Source organism: Kribbella solani, from assembly GCF_014205295.1.
GTDB classification, from domain to species: Bacteria; Actinomycetota; Actinomycetes; order Propionibacteriales; family Kribbellaceae; genus Kribbella; species Kribbella solani.
On record NZ_JACHNF010000001.1, the window covers coordinates 1594806 to 1610388 of the forward strand.

Annotated in this window: 12 protein-coding genes; 6 read left to right on the top strand and 6 right to left on the bottom strand. The window is 69.7% G+C overall.

Annotated elements, in window-relative coordinates; all coding sequences use genetic code 11:
- Window positions 1-24 precede the first annotated feature (24 nt).
- Window positions 25-771 carry an SDR family oxidoreductase gene (locus HDA44_RS06990; RefSeq protein ID WP_184832304.1) on the top strand — a complete coding sequence of 249 codons (747 nt, stop codon included), beginning with the start codon at window positions 25-27 and terminating at the stop codon, window positions 769-771.
- 40 nt (window positions 772-811) lie between these two features.
- Complete coding sequence (locus HDA44_RS06995; protein WP_184832306.1) at window positions 812-1543, top strand: MerR family transcriptional regulator; 732 nt, start codon at window positions 812-814, stop codon at window positions 1541-1543.
- A 70-nt stretch (window positions 1544-1613) separates the two neighbouring features.
- Here the strand turns inward: HDA44_RS06995 and HDA44_RS07000 are convergent, their stop codons facing one another.
- On the bottom strand, window positions 1614-3173 hold the full coding sequence (locus HDA44_RS07000) for an adenylate/guanylate cyclase domain-containing protein (protein ID WP_184832308.1): 1560 nt from the start codon (window positions 3171-3173) through the stop codon (window positions 1614-1616).
- A 108-nt stretch (window positions 3174-3281) separates the two neighbouring features.
- Between HDA44_RS07000 and HDA44_RS07005 the strand changes: the two genes are divergently transcribed.
- The 4 genes from HDA44_RS07005 (at window position 3282) to HDA44_RS07020 (ending at window position 6912) form a co-directional block, all read left to right on the top strand.
- Window positions 3282-3893, top strand: coding sequence for a hypothetical protein (locus HDA44_RS07005; protein WP_184832310.1), 612 nt, complete (start codon window positions 3282-3284; stop codon window positions 3891-3893).
- Entirely contained in the window at window positions 3872-4291 is a 420-nt protein-coding gene (locus HDA44_RS07010; protein ID WP_184832312.1) for a hypothetical protein, read from the top strand. Before HDA44_RS07005 ends, HDA44_RS07010 begins: the two co-directional genes overlap by 22 nt.
- A gap of 118 nt (window positions 4292-4409) precedes the next feature.
- Window positions 4410-6176 (top strand): M1 family metallopeptidase, encoded by a 1767-nt coding sequence (locus HDA44_RS07015; protein WP_184832314.1) that lies wholly within the window; start codon window positions 4410-4412, stop codon window positions 6174-6176.
- Between the two features lie 31 nt (window positions 6177-6207).
- Window positions 6208-6912 (top strand): FCD domain-containing protein, encoded by a 705-nt coding sequence (locus HDA44_RS07020; protein ID WP_184832316.1) that lies wholly within the window; start codon window positions 6208-6210, stop codon window positions 6910-6912.
- Here HDA44_RS07020 and HDA44_RS07025 read toward each other — a convergent pair.
- The 5 genes from HDA44_RS07025 to HDA44_RS07045 form a co-directional block, all read right to left on the bottom strand.
- Window positions 6894-8651: a gamma-glutamyltransferase family protein gene (locus HDA44_RS07025; protein WP_184832318.1), complete on the bottom strand. Its 1758-nt coding sequence runs from the start codon at window positions 8649-8651 to the stop codon at window positions 6894-6896. The genes HDA44_RS07020 and HDA44_RS07025 overlap by 19 nt on opposite strands.
- Window positions 8652-8824: 173 nt before the next feature.
- Window positions 8825-9328, bottom strand: coding sequence for a GNAT family N-acetyltransferase (locus HDA44_RS07030; protein WP_238352384.1), 504 nt, complete (start codon window positions 9326-9328; stop codon window positions 8825-8827).
- Between the two features lie 150 nt (window positions 9329-9478).
- Window positions 9479-10729 carry an SWIM zinc finger family protein gene (locus HDA44_RS07035; protein ID WP_184832321.1) on the bottom strand — a complete coding sequence of 417 codons (1251 nt, stop codon included), beginning with the start codon at window positions 10727-10729 and terminating at the stop codon, window positions 9479-9481.
- On the bottom strand, window positions 10726-13527 hold the full coding sequence (locus HDA44_RS07040) for a DEAD/DEAH box helicase (RefSeq protein WP_184832322.1): 2802 nt from the start codon (window positions 13525-13527) through the stop codon (window positions 10726-10728). The genes HDA44_RS07035 and HDA44_RS07040 overlap by 4 nt, the downstream gene beginning before the upstream one ends.
- A 67-nt stretch (window positions 13528-13594) precedes the next feature.
- A complete protein-coding gene (locus tag HDA44_RS07045; protein WP_202887970.1) occupies window positions 13595-15472 on the bottom strand; it encodes an ABC transporter ATP-binding protein in 1878 nt (625 codons plus the stop codon).
- Window positions 15473-15583 lie beyond the last annotated feature (111 nt).

Genomic DNA, 15583 nt, shown 5'->3' on the forward strand with positions numbered 1-15583 from the left:
CAGAGCTCGTGACAGAGTAGGGCCATGGCGGACGGACGGCGTGGAGTAGCCCTGGTCACTGGTGGCAGTCGAGGGATCGGCGCGGCCGCGTCGGTCGCGCTGGCGGCCGACGGCTGGGACGTCGGGGTGAACTACCGGACCCGCGCCGACGACGCGGCGCAGGTCGTGAAGGCCTGCGAGCAACTCGGCCGGCGCGCGATCGCGGTCCAGGCCGATGTGGTCGAGGCGGACCAGATCGAGCGCCTCTTCGACACCGTGACCGCCGAGCTCGGGCCGATCGGTGCCGTGATCAACAATGCCGGCATCGTGACGCCGGCCGCGCGGGTCGCCGAGTACGACGCGGCGCGCCTCGAGCAGGTGTTCCGGGTCAACTCGGTCAGTGCCTTCCTGGTCGCGGGCGCGGCGGTACGCCGGATGTCGACCGCTTCCGGCGGCGCCGGTGGCGTGATCGTGAACATCTCTTCCCGCGCCGCGGTGCTCGGCTCGGCGGGGGAGTACGTCGACTACGCGGCGAGCAAGGCCGCCGTCGACGCGCTCACGATCGGCTTGGCGAACGAGGTCGCCACGGAGGGCATTCGCGTGCTCGGCGTACGCCCCGGACTGATCGAGACCGAGATCCACGCGCCGGGCCGCTTAGAGCGCATCGGGGCGACACCGCCGCTGGGCCGGCCGGGTCGCGCCGAGGAGGTCGCCGAGGTGATCGCGTTCCTGGTCTCGGACCGGTCGTCGTACATGACCGGTTCGAGCGTCGACGTGGCCGGCGGACGCTGATGCCCCGCGGCGGACCAGTGTCCCGAAAGCGCTGACCGCGATGGGATTGCGGCCGGTCGACCTGGCCCGGCAGGCCGGGGTGTCGACCCAGCTGGTCCGGAACTACGAGGCGGCCGGGATTCTGCCCCCGGCGCCACGATCGGACACCGGCTACCGACAGTATGGCCCGGAGCACTTGTCCGCCTTGCTGACGTACCGTGCGCTCGCTCCCGGCTTCGGCGCCGAGGTGGCGACCGACATCATGCGCGCCGTTCACAACGGCGATGAGGCACTCGCGTACCGGCTGGTGGACGCCGCGCATGCCGCACTGCACGAGCAGCGACTGGCGACCGATGCGGCGAACGATGCACTTGCCGCACTGGCGGCTGAGTATGTGGATGATCAGCCGGTGACCGGGCCGTCTTTGCTGGTTGGGGAGTTGGCGCACCGGCTCGGCGTTCGTACGTCGGCGCTGCGGGTCTGGGAGGCGGCCGGCCTGCTCGCGCCGTCACGGGAGCCGGGTACGAAGTACCGCCGCTACGGGCCTGAGGCGGTGCGTGACGCGCGGATCATCTACATGCTTCGGCAGGGCCGCTACTACTTCGAGCAGATCAAACCGGTCCTGGACGGCCTGCGCCGAACAGGCAGCACGGATGCCTTGCGTACAGCAATCGCCGAACGCCGCGCCGCCCACGACCACCAAACAAAAGCCATGCTGTACGGCGCCGCGCTACTACACCAACTGATCAACGAGAAAACACCGCAAGGCGGTGAGGTGGTGGAGAGGCGGTGAGGTGGTGGAGGGGGCGGTGAGGTGGTGGAGGGGCGGTGAGGTGGTGGAGGGGGCGGTGAGGTGGTGCGAGTCAGCGTGATGGCACGGCGAGGCGAGTCGGCACCGAGCGGCCCCGGACCGTGACCAGCTCGGTCTCCCGCCACTGATCTGCCTCGGCTGACTCGGCCTGCGAGACCGCTGCCATTGAGGCGATCAACCTTCCCGGTGCGGTCTTGGCCAGCTCGCTCAGCCGGGACGCCTCGTTCACCGGATCACCGATCACGGTGTACTCGTGACGCCGTACATCTCCAACGGTCCCGGCCACCACGATCCCAGCCGTCACCCCGAGGCCGGCGGTTGCCTCCGGCAACTCCTCGGTAAGCCGCCACGCGAGCTGTCTCCCAGCACTCAACGCGCTACCCGCCGGATCGGCCAGCTCAGCCGGCGCACCGAAGATCGCCAGCGCCGCGTCCCCGGCGAACTTGTTCACGAACCCGCCCTGCCGGTCCACCTCGTCCACCACGATCGCGAAGAACCGGTTCAGCAGCTTCACCACCTCGGTCGGCGGCCGGTTCGAGGCGAGCTCGGTCGACCCGACCAGGTCAACGAACAGCACCGCGACGTACCGCTCCTCGCCCCCGAGGCTGTCACTGCTCAAAGCCTCCTTCACCACCCCCGGCCCGACGTACCGCCCGAACACGTCGCGAATCCGCTCCCGCTCACGCAACCCGGCCGCCATCCGGTTGAACCCGGCCTGCAACGACCCGAGCTCGGTCCCGTCGAACACCGGAATGCTCACGTCCAGCCGCCCGTCGCCGATCAGCGTCAGCGCGTCCCGTACCGATCGCACCGGCGCGACCACCGACTTCGCCGACAACCAGGTGAGCAGGCAACCGTTGCCGAGCGCCACGATGCCGAGGGCAAGGATCACGATCGACAACCGGGTCGTACTGACATCGCCTTCGATCAGCGAAAGCACGGCCGCCAGCATCAACCCGGCCACCGGTACGCCGGAGCCGACCGCCCAGAAGAACACCGTCCGCGCCTTCAGCCCAGCGGCCAGCAGCCGGCGTGGCGGCGGTGAGTCGACCAGCGCCCGCGCCGCCACCGGACGCAGCGCGAACTCGGTCAGCAGGTACGAGACCGCGCAGGTGATGATCATGCCGTCGAACACGGTCAGCGCGACCCGCAGCGCGTTCTCCGGCTGCAGCAGCACGGTCATCACGGTGAAAAGCACGGTCGCGACGAACCAGAGCAGTACCTCGATCAGGGTCAGCCGGAGCGGCAGTTGCAGCGTCGCGATCTGGTCCGCGCGCGTCGCGGGGCGGTCCAGGTCGATCCAGCGGGTGACGCGGCGGGTCAGCCGGGTACTCCAGACGCAGCCGATCGCCATCGCGACCAGGAAGTACGCGGGCACGGCGATCGCGTCCGCGAGCTGGAGCTGGTCGATCAGCGACGGCCCGGGCAGGACGAAGACCGCCAGCACGAACACCACCAGCGCGCCGATCAGGTTGGTCCCGATCGAGAACGTGGTCATCAGCAGTTGCAGCCGGACCCGGAGCCGTCGCGGGCTCTGGTCGGCGGGGCCGAGCAGCCACGAGCCGAACGGCCGCCGTTTCAGTACCAGCTCCGGACCACCCAAACCGGTCATGGTGACAGTCTGCCAGCGAAGAGTTTGGGGGCCGCGACCCAAACGCCGCCTTGACCCGAAAGGAGTGATAGTCGTTGAGCGACTCCGCCGGACAGGACAGGAACGACGATGACCGAGGCGCCTTTCGAAAGCTCCAGGCCGTACTACGAGGGTCGCGGCAGCTGGCCGAGCATGTACGGGCGATGGACGTACGCCGCGTTGTGGCGTGACGAGTCCGGTGCGTACAACCTGACACCGGTCGGACCGGCGGTGCGCTCGCACGAAAATGTGCCGCGCTTCGACGGCGACCTGCGGTCGATCGGGCAGAGCAGGCCCGACCCGAACACTATCTTCGACGAGGGCACGCGACCGGATCCCGACGTACGGCCGTCCGACCGGCAGCCGGAGGGCGCTTGGGTTCTGGCGGTGATGTCAGAGAACCCCGGAGAGGTTCCGCACTACCGGTTCACCCCGTTCGGATCCATGCGTTCGGGCGACCCGCTACCGCTCGTCCAGCGGCTGCACGCCGAACGCGCCGAAGGCCCACTGCGCGCGATGGACAACGGGCTCGGCCGGGCCTACCTGTCGGACGAGCTGGCAGCCGATGGCACGCAGTTCACTCCGCGGAGCGCGTATGAGCGAACGGGCGGGCAGGAGTCGTCGACGAACGGCGGTACGCGGCGGTCTGGACCGACTCGTCCAACCAGACAGCTGGTGACGTGCTCCGGTACACGCCATTAGGCGAGCCGCAGCAGACCCGCGACGTACGCCCGGTGTGGGACGGCGGGGTGCACTCTGTGGTGCCGGCACCCGCCGGGATGGACCACCTTCCCCAGCAGGCGTGGTCGTCCGACCGGCTGCCGCCGGACGAATGGGTGCTGGGCGTCGTGTCCCAGACGCCGGGACAGACACCAGGCGTCACCTTCGCCGTGGCGGGCGGAACCCGGGACGGCGATCCGCGCCCAGTGGTGCAGGCGCTGCTCCACGAGGCAACCACCGCCAGACCAGCGGCGGACGCCGGCAGAGGGCTGACCGGCCTCGCCTCCCCGGCCGCCATCGGCCGCCCAGCGACGACGCCGGCGGCAACACAGGACCGGACGGCCGGACAGAGCAAGGACCCCCGGACGCCCGGTCTCTAGTGTCCTACGCCTGAAATAACCGGGGTTTTGGCACGGTGGTGCGGGTGGCTCAGAATGGCCGTCAGAACGGGCCGGGACGTGGGTACTGTTCCCCGGACGCCTCACCCGGGAGTATCCCTTGACGCACGATCGCCACTCCTACGCCGAGCCTGCCCTGGTTCGGACCACCCACCTCGAACTCGACCTCGGGCTCGACTTCGAGGCAAAGGTACTGACCGGCAGTGCCACCCACACTCTTGCCTGGACCGGTGCGGGTGACCGCTTGGTCCTGGACACCCGCGACCTGACCGTGCTGGGGGTGGAAGGGCAGACGCCCGGCGGCTGGGAGCCGCTCGAGTACGGCCTCGGCGTGCCGGACAAGGAGCTCGGTTCCGCGCTCACGATCCGGACCGCGAGCCATCCGCGGGTCAAGGTGAGCTACCGGACCGCGCCGACCGCTACGGGTCTGCAGTGGCTGGAGCCGTCGATGACGGCCGGTGGCGTGCTGCCGTTCATGTTCAGCCAGTCGCAGGCGATCCACGCCCGGAGCTGGGTGCCCACGCAGGACACGCCGAGCGTACGGTTCAGCTACGCCGCGCATGTCACCGCGCCGGCCGAGCTGATGGTGCTGATGAGCGCCGACAACGGCACGACCTCCCGGCGTACGGGTTCGTACGACGTGGTGATGCCCGAGCCGATCCCCTCGTACCTGCTGGCCATCGCCGCGGGTGATCTGGTGTTCGAGCCGCTCGGCGAACGGTCCGGCGTGTGGGCCGAGCCGGCCACCGTACGGAGCGCAGCGACCGAGTTCGCCGACACCGAAGAGATGATGCGGGTCACCGAGGAACTGTTCGGCCCGTACCGCTGGGGTCGCTACGACCTGCTCGTCCTCCCGCCGTCCTTCCCGTACGGCGGGATGGAGAATCCGCGGATGACCTTCGCGACGCCGACCGTGGTGATCGGCGACAAGTCGCTGGTCAGCGTGATCGCGCACGAGCTGGCGCACAGCTGGTCCGGCAACCTGGTCACGCAGGACAGCTGGGACGACATCTGGCTGAACGAGGGCTTCACGTCGTACGTCGAGAACCGGATCGTCGAGGCGGTGTACGGGACCGAGTTCGCCGCGATGGAAACGGCGATCAAGCAGCACGCGACGGTGGTGAAACTCGATCCGCTGACGCCGGCCGAGCTGGCGACCGAGCTGCCCGGGCTGCATCACCGGTCGGAGTACCACGGCAACTCGGGCACCGGGCCGCTGAAGGGTTCGTGGTTCCTGTCCTGGCTGGAGGAGCGGTTCACCCGTCAGGTGTTCGACCCGTTCCTGCGTGGATACTTCGACCAGTTCGCGTTCCGCAGCATCAACACCGACAACTTCGTCGAGCATTTCCGGGAGCACCTGCTGGCGGCGCATCCCGGCGTGGTGACCGAGGCGGAGCTGGCCGCGTGGCTGTACGAGCCGGGCATTCCGGCGTTCGCGAAGCGCGCGGTCTCGGCCCGTTTCCAGGGCGTGGACGAGGCGCGTACGCGCTGGCTGACCACGGGTGAGCTGCCGTTGGGCGCCGAGCAGTGGACTACGCAGGAGTGGCTGCGGATGCTGGACGCGGCGCCTGACGTACTCAGTCCGGTGCTGTTGCGCCAGCTCGACCGTGCCTTCGGCCTGACCGGCACGGCGAACGGGGAGATCGCTCGCCGGTGGTACCAGATCGTCGCGGCGAGCAGTTACGAGGCGTCGTACGCGGAGCTGGCCGAGTTCCTCACCAAGGTCGGCCGGATGAAGCTGATCCTCCCGGTCTACCAGGCCCTGGCCGGTACGGACCGCGCGTTCGCCGCCGAGGTCTTCGAGAAGGCGCGGCCGGGCTACCACCCGATCACCACGGCCGCTGTGCAGAAGATCCTCGGCCAGTAACCTTGGGCCTCCGACCGGGAGAGGAGCCAGGGTGGAGCCGAGCAGCAGCGTGATCGACGGCGTGGTGGATGGTGGTTTGGCCGTCCGCACGATCGGGGCCGACCATGTCGCGCTCCGGGAGCAGGTGCTCGCGGAGCTGCGGCGGCGGATCGTCGACGGCGAGTACGAGCAGGGTGAGCGGCTGACCGAAACCCGGCTGGCGGACGACTTCGGAGTGTCACGGAACCCGGTCCGCGAGGCGCTGCGGGTGGTCGAGGCCGAGGGCTTCGTGCAGATCCTGCCGCGCCGTGGCGCGGTCGTGGCGACGCTCGACGAGACCGCGGTGCGGGACCTGTTCGCCGTCCGGCAGCAGCTCGAAACGCTGGCCGCCGGCCTGGCGGCGGAGCGGGCCACGGCCGACGGGATCGCCGAGTTGCGCCGCCTGATCGAGGCGGCGAACGCGGCGACCGAGGCCGCCGACTTCGATCGGGTCGCCGAGTTGAACAGCGCCTTCCACCGGACCGTGATCGAGATCAGCGGGAACCGCTGGCTGCACTCGATCTCGGCCGCGATGTACCACCACGTGCACTGGGTGTTCCGGGTCGGCGCCGCGCAGCGCGCACCGCACTCGTCCGGCGAACACGTCCGGCTCGTCGACGCGATCGAGGCCGGCGACGCCACCGCCGCGAGTGCCGCCGCCCGCCTGCATGTCGAGGCCGCCGCCGAGGCGGCGCTCGGTCAGCGACCGACCGCGTAACCCTGCATGCCGCGCGGGTTGGCGGCCGCGGCCAGGATTCCGTCCGGTTCCTTGCGTACGGCGCACAGCCGGCCGAGGATCCACGGGTCGGACGTGGTGACGACATGCCCACGGCGTACGAGTTCGTCGCGGATGTGCTTCGCCACCCGGCTCTCGATGACCAGCCCGCCTGGTTCGCTCGCGCGCGGGTAGAACGACGACGGGAATCCAGTGGTGTGCCAGGCCGGTGCGTCGACCGCTTCTTGGAGGTCGAGGCCGGCGCCGAGGTGCCGCAGCAAGAACAGCAGCTGCCATTGGTCCTGCTGGTCCCCACCGGGTGATCCGCAGGCCATCACGGGCTCGCCGTCGCGCAGTACGAGCGTCGGCGTCAGTGTGGTGCGCGGTCGTTTGCCGGGAGCAAGTGAGGCCGGCAGTCCGTCCTCCAGCCAGAACATCTGTGCCCGGCTGCCGAGGCAGAACCCGAGCTCGGGGATGGTCGGCGACGACTGCAGCCACCCACCGCTCGGCGTCGCCGAGATCAGGTTGCCCCACCGGTCGACGACATCGACATGACAGGTGTCGCCACGAGTCACTCCGGTGGCGGAGACGGTCGGCTCACCCGTGGTCGCGTCGCCGGCTTCCTTGCCGGTGGCAACCGATGGCAAACGCGGTTCGCGACCGTCGGGACGACCGGGTCGAAGGTCGAAGGCGGCATCCGATCCGATCAGCTTCGCGCGCTCGGCCGCGTATGCGGGGGAGAGCAGCGTGTCCAGCGGTACGTCGGCACCGTCGCCGTACCACGCCTCGCGGTCGGCGTACGAGAGTTTCATCGCCTCGACGGTGGTGTGCACCCCGTCCGCACTGTCCAGATCCACGTCCCCGAGCGCCGCGAGGACCGCGAGCGATTGCAGGAGCGCTGGACCTTGTCCCCAGGGACCGGTTTTCGCGACCGTGTAGCCGTTCCAGTCATAGGTTGCCGCGTCTTCCCAACTCGCCTCGAACGCGGCCAGGTCGGCGCCTGTCACCAGTCCGGCATGAGCGGCGCCGCTGGAATCCCGGTGCGGCAAGCGGGAGAACTTGTCGATCGCCTCCGCGACGAACCCCTCTCGCCAAGCGTTGCGCGCACCCTCAAGCTGGACGAGCCGGTCGGTCCCGGCCGCTTCGCCTTCGGTCACGAGCCGTTCGAGCGTCGCGGCGTACGCCTCGTTGCGGAACCGTCCGGTCGCCGGGCGCCCGTCCTGCAACCAGAGCGCGGCCGACGTCGGCCAGTGCTCTTCGAACAGCTGCTGCACGGTCCCGATCGTCTCCGCGACCCGCGGTACGAGCGGGTGCCCGTTGCGCGCGTACTCGATGGCCGGCTCCAGTACGACGCGCAGCGGCAGCGTCCCGCGATCACGCAGCAACAGCAGCCACGCATCGACCGCACCAGGCACCGTCGCGGCGAGCGGACCAGAGCCGGGTACGAGAGTCAGGCCGAGCGACCGGTAGTGCTCGATCGTCGCGCCCGCCGGCGCGACACCTTGTCCGCACAACACTCGCGGGGCCGGATCCTCGGCGGTCGCGATGATCGCCGGAACCTCGCCACCGGGTCCGTTGAGGTGTGGCTCGACCACATGCAGGACGAACCCGGCGGCCGCGCCCGCGTCGAACGCGTTCCCGCCGAGTTCCAGGATGCGCATCGCCGACTGTGACGCCAGCCAGTGCGTGGACGAAACCATCCCGAACGTGCCCCGCAGCGTGGGCCGGGTGGTGAACGTCATCTGCCGACTCTTTCACATGCACAAGGAGCGCGCGCAAGTGATCCCGCGAAGGTTCTCCACTGCTCTTGAGGGTTCTCCACCCGCACACAGGTGGAGAACCCCCAAGAGCAGTGGAGAACCTTGTTCCGCCGCCTCACCCCGAGGGCGCGGGCCCTCGGGGTGAGGCGGATTGGTCAGGCGGTGACGGGGTACGTCAGGAGCCCGGCCGGCACGGTCTGGTCACCGAGCGCGAGCGCCATCAAGTGCGGTCCGTCGTACTCCGGATGGTGGATACCGAACTCGGTAGCCTGCCGGAACCCGAACCGCGGGTAGTACTCCTTGTGGCCGAGCACCATCATCGCGGGCTCGGACCGGGTTTGCGCGGCCGCGAGCGCGGCCCGGATCGTCGCGCCCCCGGCGCCGCCACCCTGGTACTCCGGGATGACCGCGACCGGGCCGAGCGACAGCACCGGCACGTCACCGACATGGCAGCGGGTCAGCAGCGCGTACGCGATCGGCCGGTCGTCCGGGGTGGTGGCCACGAACAACAGGCCCGGAATCCACGCGATCGGGTGGTCGCGGTGCGCGTCCAGATAGTCGACCTCAAGCTCGCGGCCGAACGCGGCGCGGGTGATGTCACGGAGCGGCTCGATGTCAGCCGGGGTCTCGACGCGGGTATGCCAAGAAAGGTTGGACAACGTAGGTCCCTTTCGGAGATTCAGTAGGTGAATTGCATGACCGTGTACGCCACCGAACGTGCGGCGGCGCGGAATCGCGCGGTCATCAACTCGCCTCCTTCTCCGAAGTTGAGAGAACATTAGCAGGGCTGCTTGGACCCGCCAAACTGATTACCAATCCGTCGCGAATGCCGCGAGCGGGTCGACGGACGCGGGCGCCGCCGGCGTCCACACGTCGCCGACGAGCCGGTAGGCGTGCCAGCGCCCGGCCCGATCCAATCGCAACTGAAGCTGGTCCGACGCGCCGAGGTGCGTGGCGGTGCCGGGCGAGTCAGGCTGCGTGATCGTGAGGTGGTTGGCCGAGGTGGTGATCGTCAGTTGATCGTCGGCGGCCTGGAGCTCGGTGCGGGCACGGTTGAGGTCGGCGGGGTCGGGCGTCCAGGTGTGTTCGAGGACGTCGAGCCCCGGCGCGCCGCCGTACTGCCAGGCTTGGATGCCGAGGGCAAGCTCCCGCCCGGTCGCCGTGGTCAGCGGCGCGGCGAGCTCCGGGAAGTCAGCCGCCAACCGAATCGTGTCCTGCCATTCGTCGAGCGGTGCCGGCTCGGCCGTGTTCTGCAGGAGCGCGTTGAGGACGGCACGCGCGCGGCGGGCAGCGTCGAGTACGAGCAACTGGAGAACCGCCGGACCAACCCCATCGGGTGGTTCGATCGCGGCAACAGGTAGCTGATCGAGCGCAACCTTCCCGGGTAACTCCGGCACCTCGGGGAGCTCGCCCGGCGTCGCGGCAAGCACCTCGGCCAAGGGAACCCCTGCCTGCTCACCATCCAGCTCGCCCGCGCTGTCCCCTTCGGTGGTTGTGCTCGGGCGTTGCAGCTCGGTGAGGATGTCTTCCCGAGTGCGCCCGCGAAGCAGCAGCAGCACGAACGGATCCGCATCCAGCAACCACGCCACCTGGTAGCACAGCGCCGCCGCATGCTGGCACGGCAACTCCCACGCGTCGCACGTACAACTCGGGTCGAGATCGCCGATCCCGGGCAGCAGCGCGACACCCGCATCGGACGCCGCCTCCACCAGGTTGTGCGGCATCTCGCCATCGAGCAACGCCGCGATATGTCCCGCCCGCGCCGCGACCTGCTCCAGGAACCGCCGCCAGTCCTCCGCGTCCAACTCGTCGACCTGCACGACCGACTCGTACGTGTCCTCCGGCGCGTACACCGTGGCGGCGATCCGCCCGGCGCTGATCGTGATCGTGCCGACCTGCCCCGAGTTCGCGTACCGGCGGCCCTTCTTCAACTGGGCGTTGTCCAGCGACGTGTCCTCCATCGCCTGCACCCAGGCCCGCGCCCACCACGACCGCCCGCGCGTACTCCGGGCCTGCGCGCTCGACGCGGCGAACGCCGGGAACCCTCGCACCGCACTCATCGCTTACCTCCCCGCGCCCGCGCACTTCCACCCAGGGCCGAACGGTCGGCCCGCAACTCGACCAAATCGGCCAGCTCGGCGTCCGACAACTCGGTCAAGGCCGCCTCGCCTCCGGTCAGGACCGCCTCCGCCAGCTCCCGCTTGGTCGCGAGCATCGACGCGATCCGGTCCTCGATGGTGCCTTCGGCAATCAACCGGTGCACCTGCACCGGCCGCGTCTGCCCGATCCGGTACGCCCGATCGGTCGCCTGATCTTCGACCGCCGGGTTCCACCACCGGTCGTAGTGCACGACATGATCGGCACGAGTCAGGTTCAGCCCGGTCCCGGCCGCCTTCAACGACAGCAGGAACACCGGCACCGCACCGGCCTGGAACCGGTCCACCATCTCTTCGCGCCGCGCCACCGGCGTACCCCCGTGCAGCAGCTGGCTGGGAATGCCGCGGTCGGCGAGATGCCGCTCCAGCAGCCGCGCCATCGCCACGTACTGGGTGAACACGAGCACCGCGCCGTCCTCGGCGACGATCGTTTCCAGCAACTCGTCGAGCAGCTCGAGTTTCCCGGAGCGGCCGCTCAACCGGGCCTCGTCCGGCTCCTTCAGGTACTGCGCCGGGTGGTTGCAGATCTGCTTGAGCCCGGTCAGCAGCTTCACGATCTTCCCGCGGCGCGCCATCCGGTCGCTGGACTCGATGTCGGCCATCAGCTCGCGGACGGTTGCCTCGTACAACACCACCTGCTCGCGGGTGAGCGACACCGGCTGATCGGTCTCGGTCTTCGGCGGCAGCTCCGGCGCGATCCCCGGGTCGGACTTGCGCCGCCGCAGCAGGAACGGGCGTACGAGCGTCGCCAGCCGGGCCGCGATCTCCTCGTCCTTGTCCGCCTCGATCGGTGTCGCCCACTGACTCCGGAACGTGCCGAGCCGTCCGAGCAGGCCCGGCGTGGTCCAGTCGAGGATCGCCCAGAGCTCGGAGAGATTGTTTTCCACCGGCGTACCCGTCAACGCGACCCGCGACAACGCCGGCACGGTGCGAAGTGCCTTCGCCGTACTGGATGACGGGTTCTTGACGTGCTGCGCTTCGTCCGCGACGACCAAGCCCCAGCGATGATCTGCCAGGCGGGCGGCATCGCGGCGGAGCGTCCCGTACGTCGTCAGGACGAAGCCGTCCTGGGCATCATCCAGCGAACGCGCGGTGCCGTGGAACCTCCGTACCGGCGTGCCAGGAGCGAACCGCTGAACCTCGCGCTCCCAGTTGCCGAGCAGCGATGCCGGACACACGACCAGCGTCGGTCCGGCCGTGTCACCGGACTGCTGACGATGCAGATGCAAGGAGATCAGCGTGATCGTCTTGCCCAGACCCATGTCGTCGGCGAGGCAGCCGCCGAGGCCGAGCGAGGTCATCCTTGAAAGCCACCGCAGGCCGCGGAGCTGGTAGTCGCGCAGCGTCGCCTGCAACCCGGCCGGCGCCTCGATCGGATCGTCGGCCCGCTCCGGGTCGGCGATCCGGGCGCGCAGATCCTCGAGCCAGCGGGTCGCGGTGACCGTGACCTGCCGGCCGTCGACCTCGGTAGTACCGGTCAGCGCGGCCCCGAGCGCGTCGATCGCGGTGACCGGTTTGAGGATGCGTTCGCGGGCCTTGCGGGCGAGCTCGGGGTCGATCAGCATCCACTGATCCCGCAGCCGTACGACCGGCCGCGTCGCCTCGGCCAGCTGATCGAGCTCCGCCTCGGAGAGTGGGTCGTCGCCGAGCGCCACCTGCCAGCTGAAGTCGAGCGTGGTCTGACCGCCGAAGAAGCTCGGCAGATCGCTCGGCGGTCCGTCGGCCGAGGTGATCGCGGCCCGCGCGGTCAACTTCCGGCCGAGACCGCGCGGCCAGTGCAGATCGACGCCGGCCGCCGTGAGCCGTTGCCCCGAACCGGCCAGCAGATCGGCCACATCCTCGTCCGCCAGCTCCATCTGGTCCGGCACGGGGGAGTCGAGCAGCCGGGTCAGTGGTTGCCACACGCGCGCCGCGCGCCGGATCGCCAGGGTCGCGTCGATCCGTGCCCGCGGACCGAAGCCGGGTACGTCGTCGGACCAGACGTCATCCGCGTCGCGGACGAGAGTCGGGTCCTTCAAACTGTGCAGCTGGACGATCGCGGCGAAGTTCAGTGACTCCGCCATCTCGATCCGCAACGAGATCCGTACGCCGCTGTCGAGCCCGGCCGACACCTCGTCGGCCCACCCGCGCAACCGGTCGGCGCGCTGCGGCGTGGTCGCGCTGAACAGGTCGGTCCGGTGCGCCTTCGCGGCGGCAGGCGACCGGGGCATCCCGTCGGCGACCGCGTCGAGGAACTCGCGCAGCAGCTCTTCCGCCACCGGCACCCGCGTACCCGCCTCGGCGGCGGGAAGCGCGCGGGCCGATGGCGGCATGGCTTCGGCGAGAGTCAGTACGCGCGTCACGTCGTCGGGATCGAGCGGGCCGACCCGCCAGGCGTCGTACCCGGCGGGGGAGACGCCCGGCAAGAGCTTGCCCCGGGCAACCAGTTGCAGCGCGACCAGCGCGGCACCACCCCAGAACGCGGCCGACGGGTGCGCGCCGGCCGCCCGCCGCATCCGCCCGAGCACGCCGACGGCCTCGCCGACCGGCAACTCGACCGCCTGGACAACCGTCTGCTCGGTGGCGAGCTCGACGTGATCCCCGAGCCCGGTCGGTAGCGGGCCGCCGTCAGGGTCCCAGAAAGCTACCCGGCCTTCCCGGGGTGGATCGGATGGACGGAAGACCGCCGCGTAGCCTGCCAGTTCCTGCCCCGTGACCGCCAAGCCGGCGACCTCCTCGTTCTGGTTCGCATCTCAAGGGTTCGAATGTCAGTCGTTCGGTGACGCCAGCTCAGGCCGGAACCGGCGTGCCTTCCGCCCCCGGCTGGTCGAACTGGGTCCGGTACAGCTCTTCGTAACGTCCGCGGGCGGCGAGGAGTTCCGTGTGCCGGCCGCGTTCGACGATTCGGCCGTCCTCGATCACCAGGATCTGGTCGGCCGCGCGGATCGTCGACAACCGGTGCGCGATCACCACCGCCGTACGCCCCGCGAGCGCCTCGGTCAGTGCCGCCTGCACCGCTGCCTCGTTGGTCGAGTCGAGCGCCGCGGTCGCCTCGTCGAGAATCACCACCCGCGGCTGCGCGAGCAGCAACCGGGCAATCGTCAGCCGCTGGCGTTCACCACCGGACAACCGGTATCCACGCTCGCCGACCACCGTGTCCAGCTGGTCCGGCAACGACCGGATCAGCTCGCTCAGCCGGGCGCGCTCCAACGCGTCCCAGACCTCGGCCTCGGAGGCTTCCGGACGGGCGAGCAGCAGGTTCTCCCGGATGCTGTCGTGGAAGAGGTGGCCGTCCTGCGTGACCATCCCGAGCGTCTCGCGCAACGACTCGGCGGACACGTCGCGTACGTCGGTACCGGCCAGGCGCACCACGCCCGAGTCCACGTCGTACAGCCGGGGGAGCAGCTGGGCGATCGTCGACTTGCCGGCGCCGGACGAGCCGACCAGCGCGACCATCTGCCCCGGCTCGGCCCGGAACGACACCTCGTGCAGCACCTCGACGCCGCCGCGGGTGTCCAGCTTCGCGACCTCTTCGAGCGACGCCAGCGACACCTTGTCCGCGGACGGGTACGCGAAGCTGACCGCGTCGAACTCGACCGCGACCGGCCCTTCCGGGACCCGCCCAGCGCCCGGCTTGTCCTTGATCAGCGGCTCGAGATCCAGCACCTCGAAGACCCGCTCGAAGCTGACCAGAGCGGTCATCACCTCGAGCCGCGCGCTCGCGAGCGCGGTCAGCGGTGAGTACAGCCGGGTCAGCAGCAGCGCCATCGACACCACGGCACCCGCGTCGAGCTGATTCCGCAGCGCGAGGAAGCCACCGAGCCCGTACACGACCGCGAGCGCCAGCGCCGAGACCAGGGTCAGCGCGGTGACGAAGATCCACTGCACCATCGCCGTCCGGACGCCGATGTCCCGCACCCGCCGGGCCCGGACCGCGAACTCGGACGACTCCCGCGCCGGCCGGCCGAACAGCTTGACCAACGTGGCGCCCGGCGCCGAGAAGCGCTCGGTCATCTGCGTGCTCATGGTGGCGTTGTAGTCGGCGGCCTCGCGCTGCAGCCCGGCCAGCCGCGACCCGAACCGGCGGGCCGGAATGACGAAGATCGGCAGGATGACCAGCGCGAGCAGCGTGATCTGCCACGACACCCGCAGCATCACGAACAGCGTGAGCACCAGCACCACCAGGTTGCTGACCACGCCGGACAACGTGTCGCTGAACGCGCGCTGGGCGCCGATCACGTCGTTGTTCAGCCGGGAGACCAGCGCGCCGGTCCGGGTCCGGGTGAAGAACGCGATCGGCATCCGCTGGATGTGATCGAAGACCGCGGTCCGCAGATCCAGGATCAGGCCTTCACCGATACTGGCCGACAGCCAGCGGGTGAACAGTCCGAGCGCGGCCTCCGCGACCGCGATCAGCGCGATCAGCAGCGACAGCCGCAGCACGACGTCGAACGCCTTGCCGTCGACGATCGCGTTCACGACGTTGCCGGCCAGGATCGGGGTCGCCACGGCAAGCACGGCGCCGCCGGTGCTCAGCACCAGGAACCAGATCAGGTGTTTGCGGTGTGGTCGCGCGAACGCCAGGATCCGGTGCAGCGTCGCGCGGGAGAACGGACGTTTCTCGTCCTGCGCGTGCATCGCGTGGTACATCGAGTTCCACGCGGTCATTTCCATACTCACAGCTGGGCTCCGCTGAATCGGTCGGTCGGGGACTGTCGATGATTCCGCACACCACCGACAAAACCCGACGCTAGAACCTCTAGCAATGTAGAGGTCAAC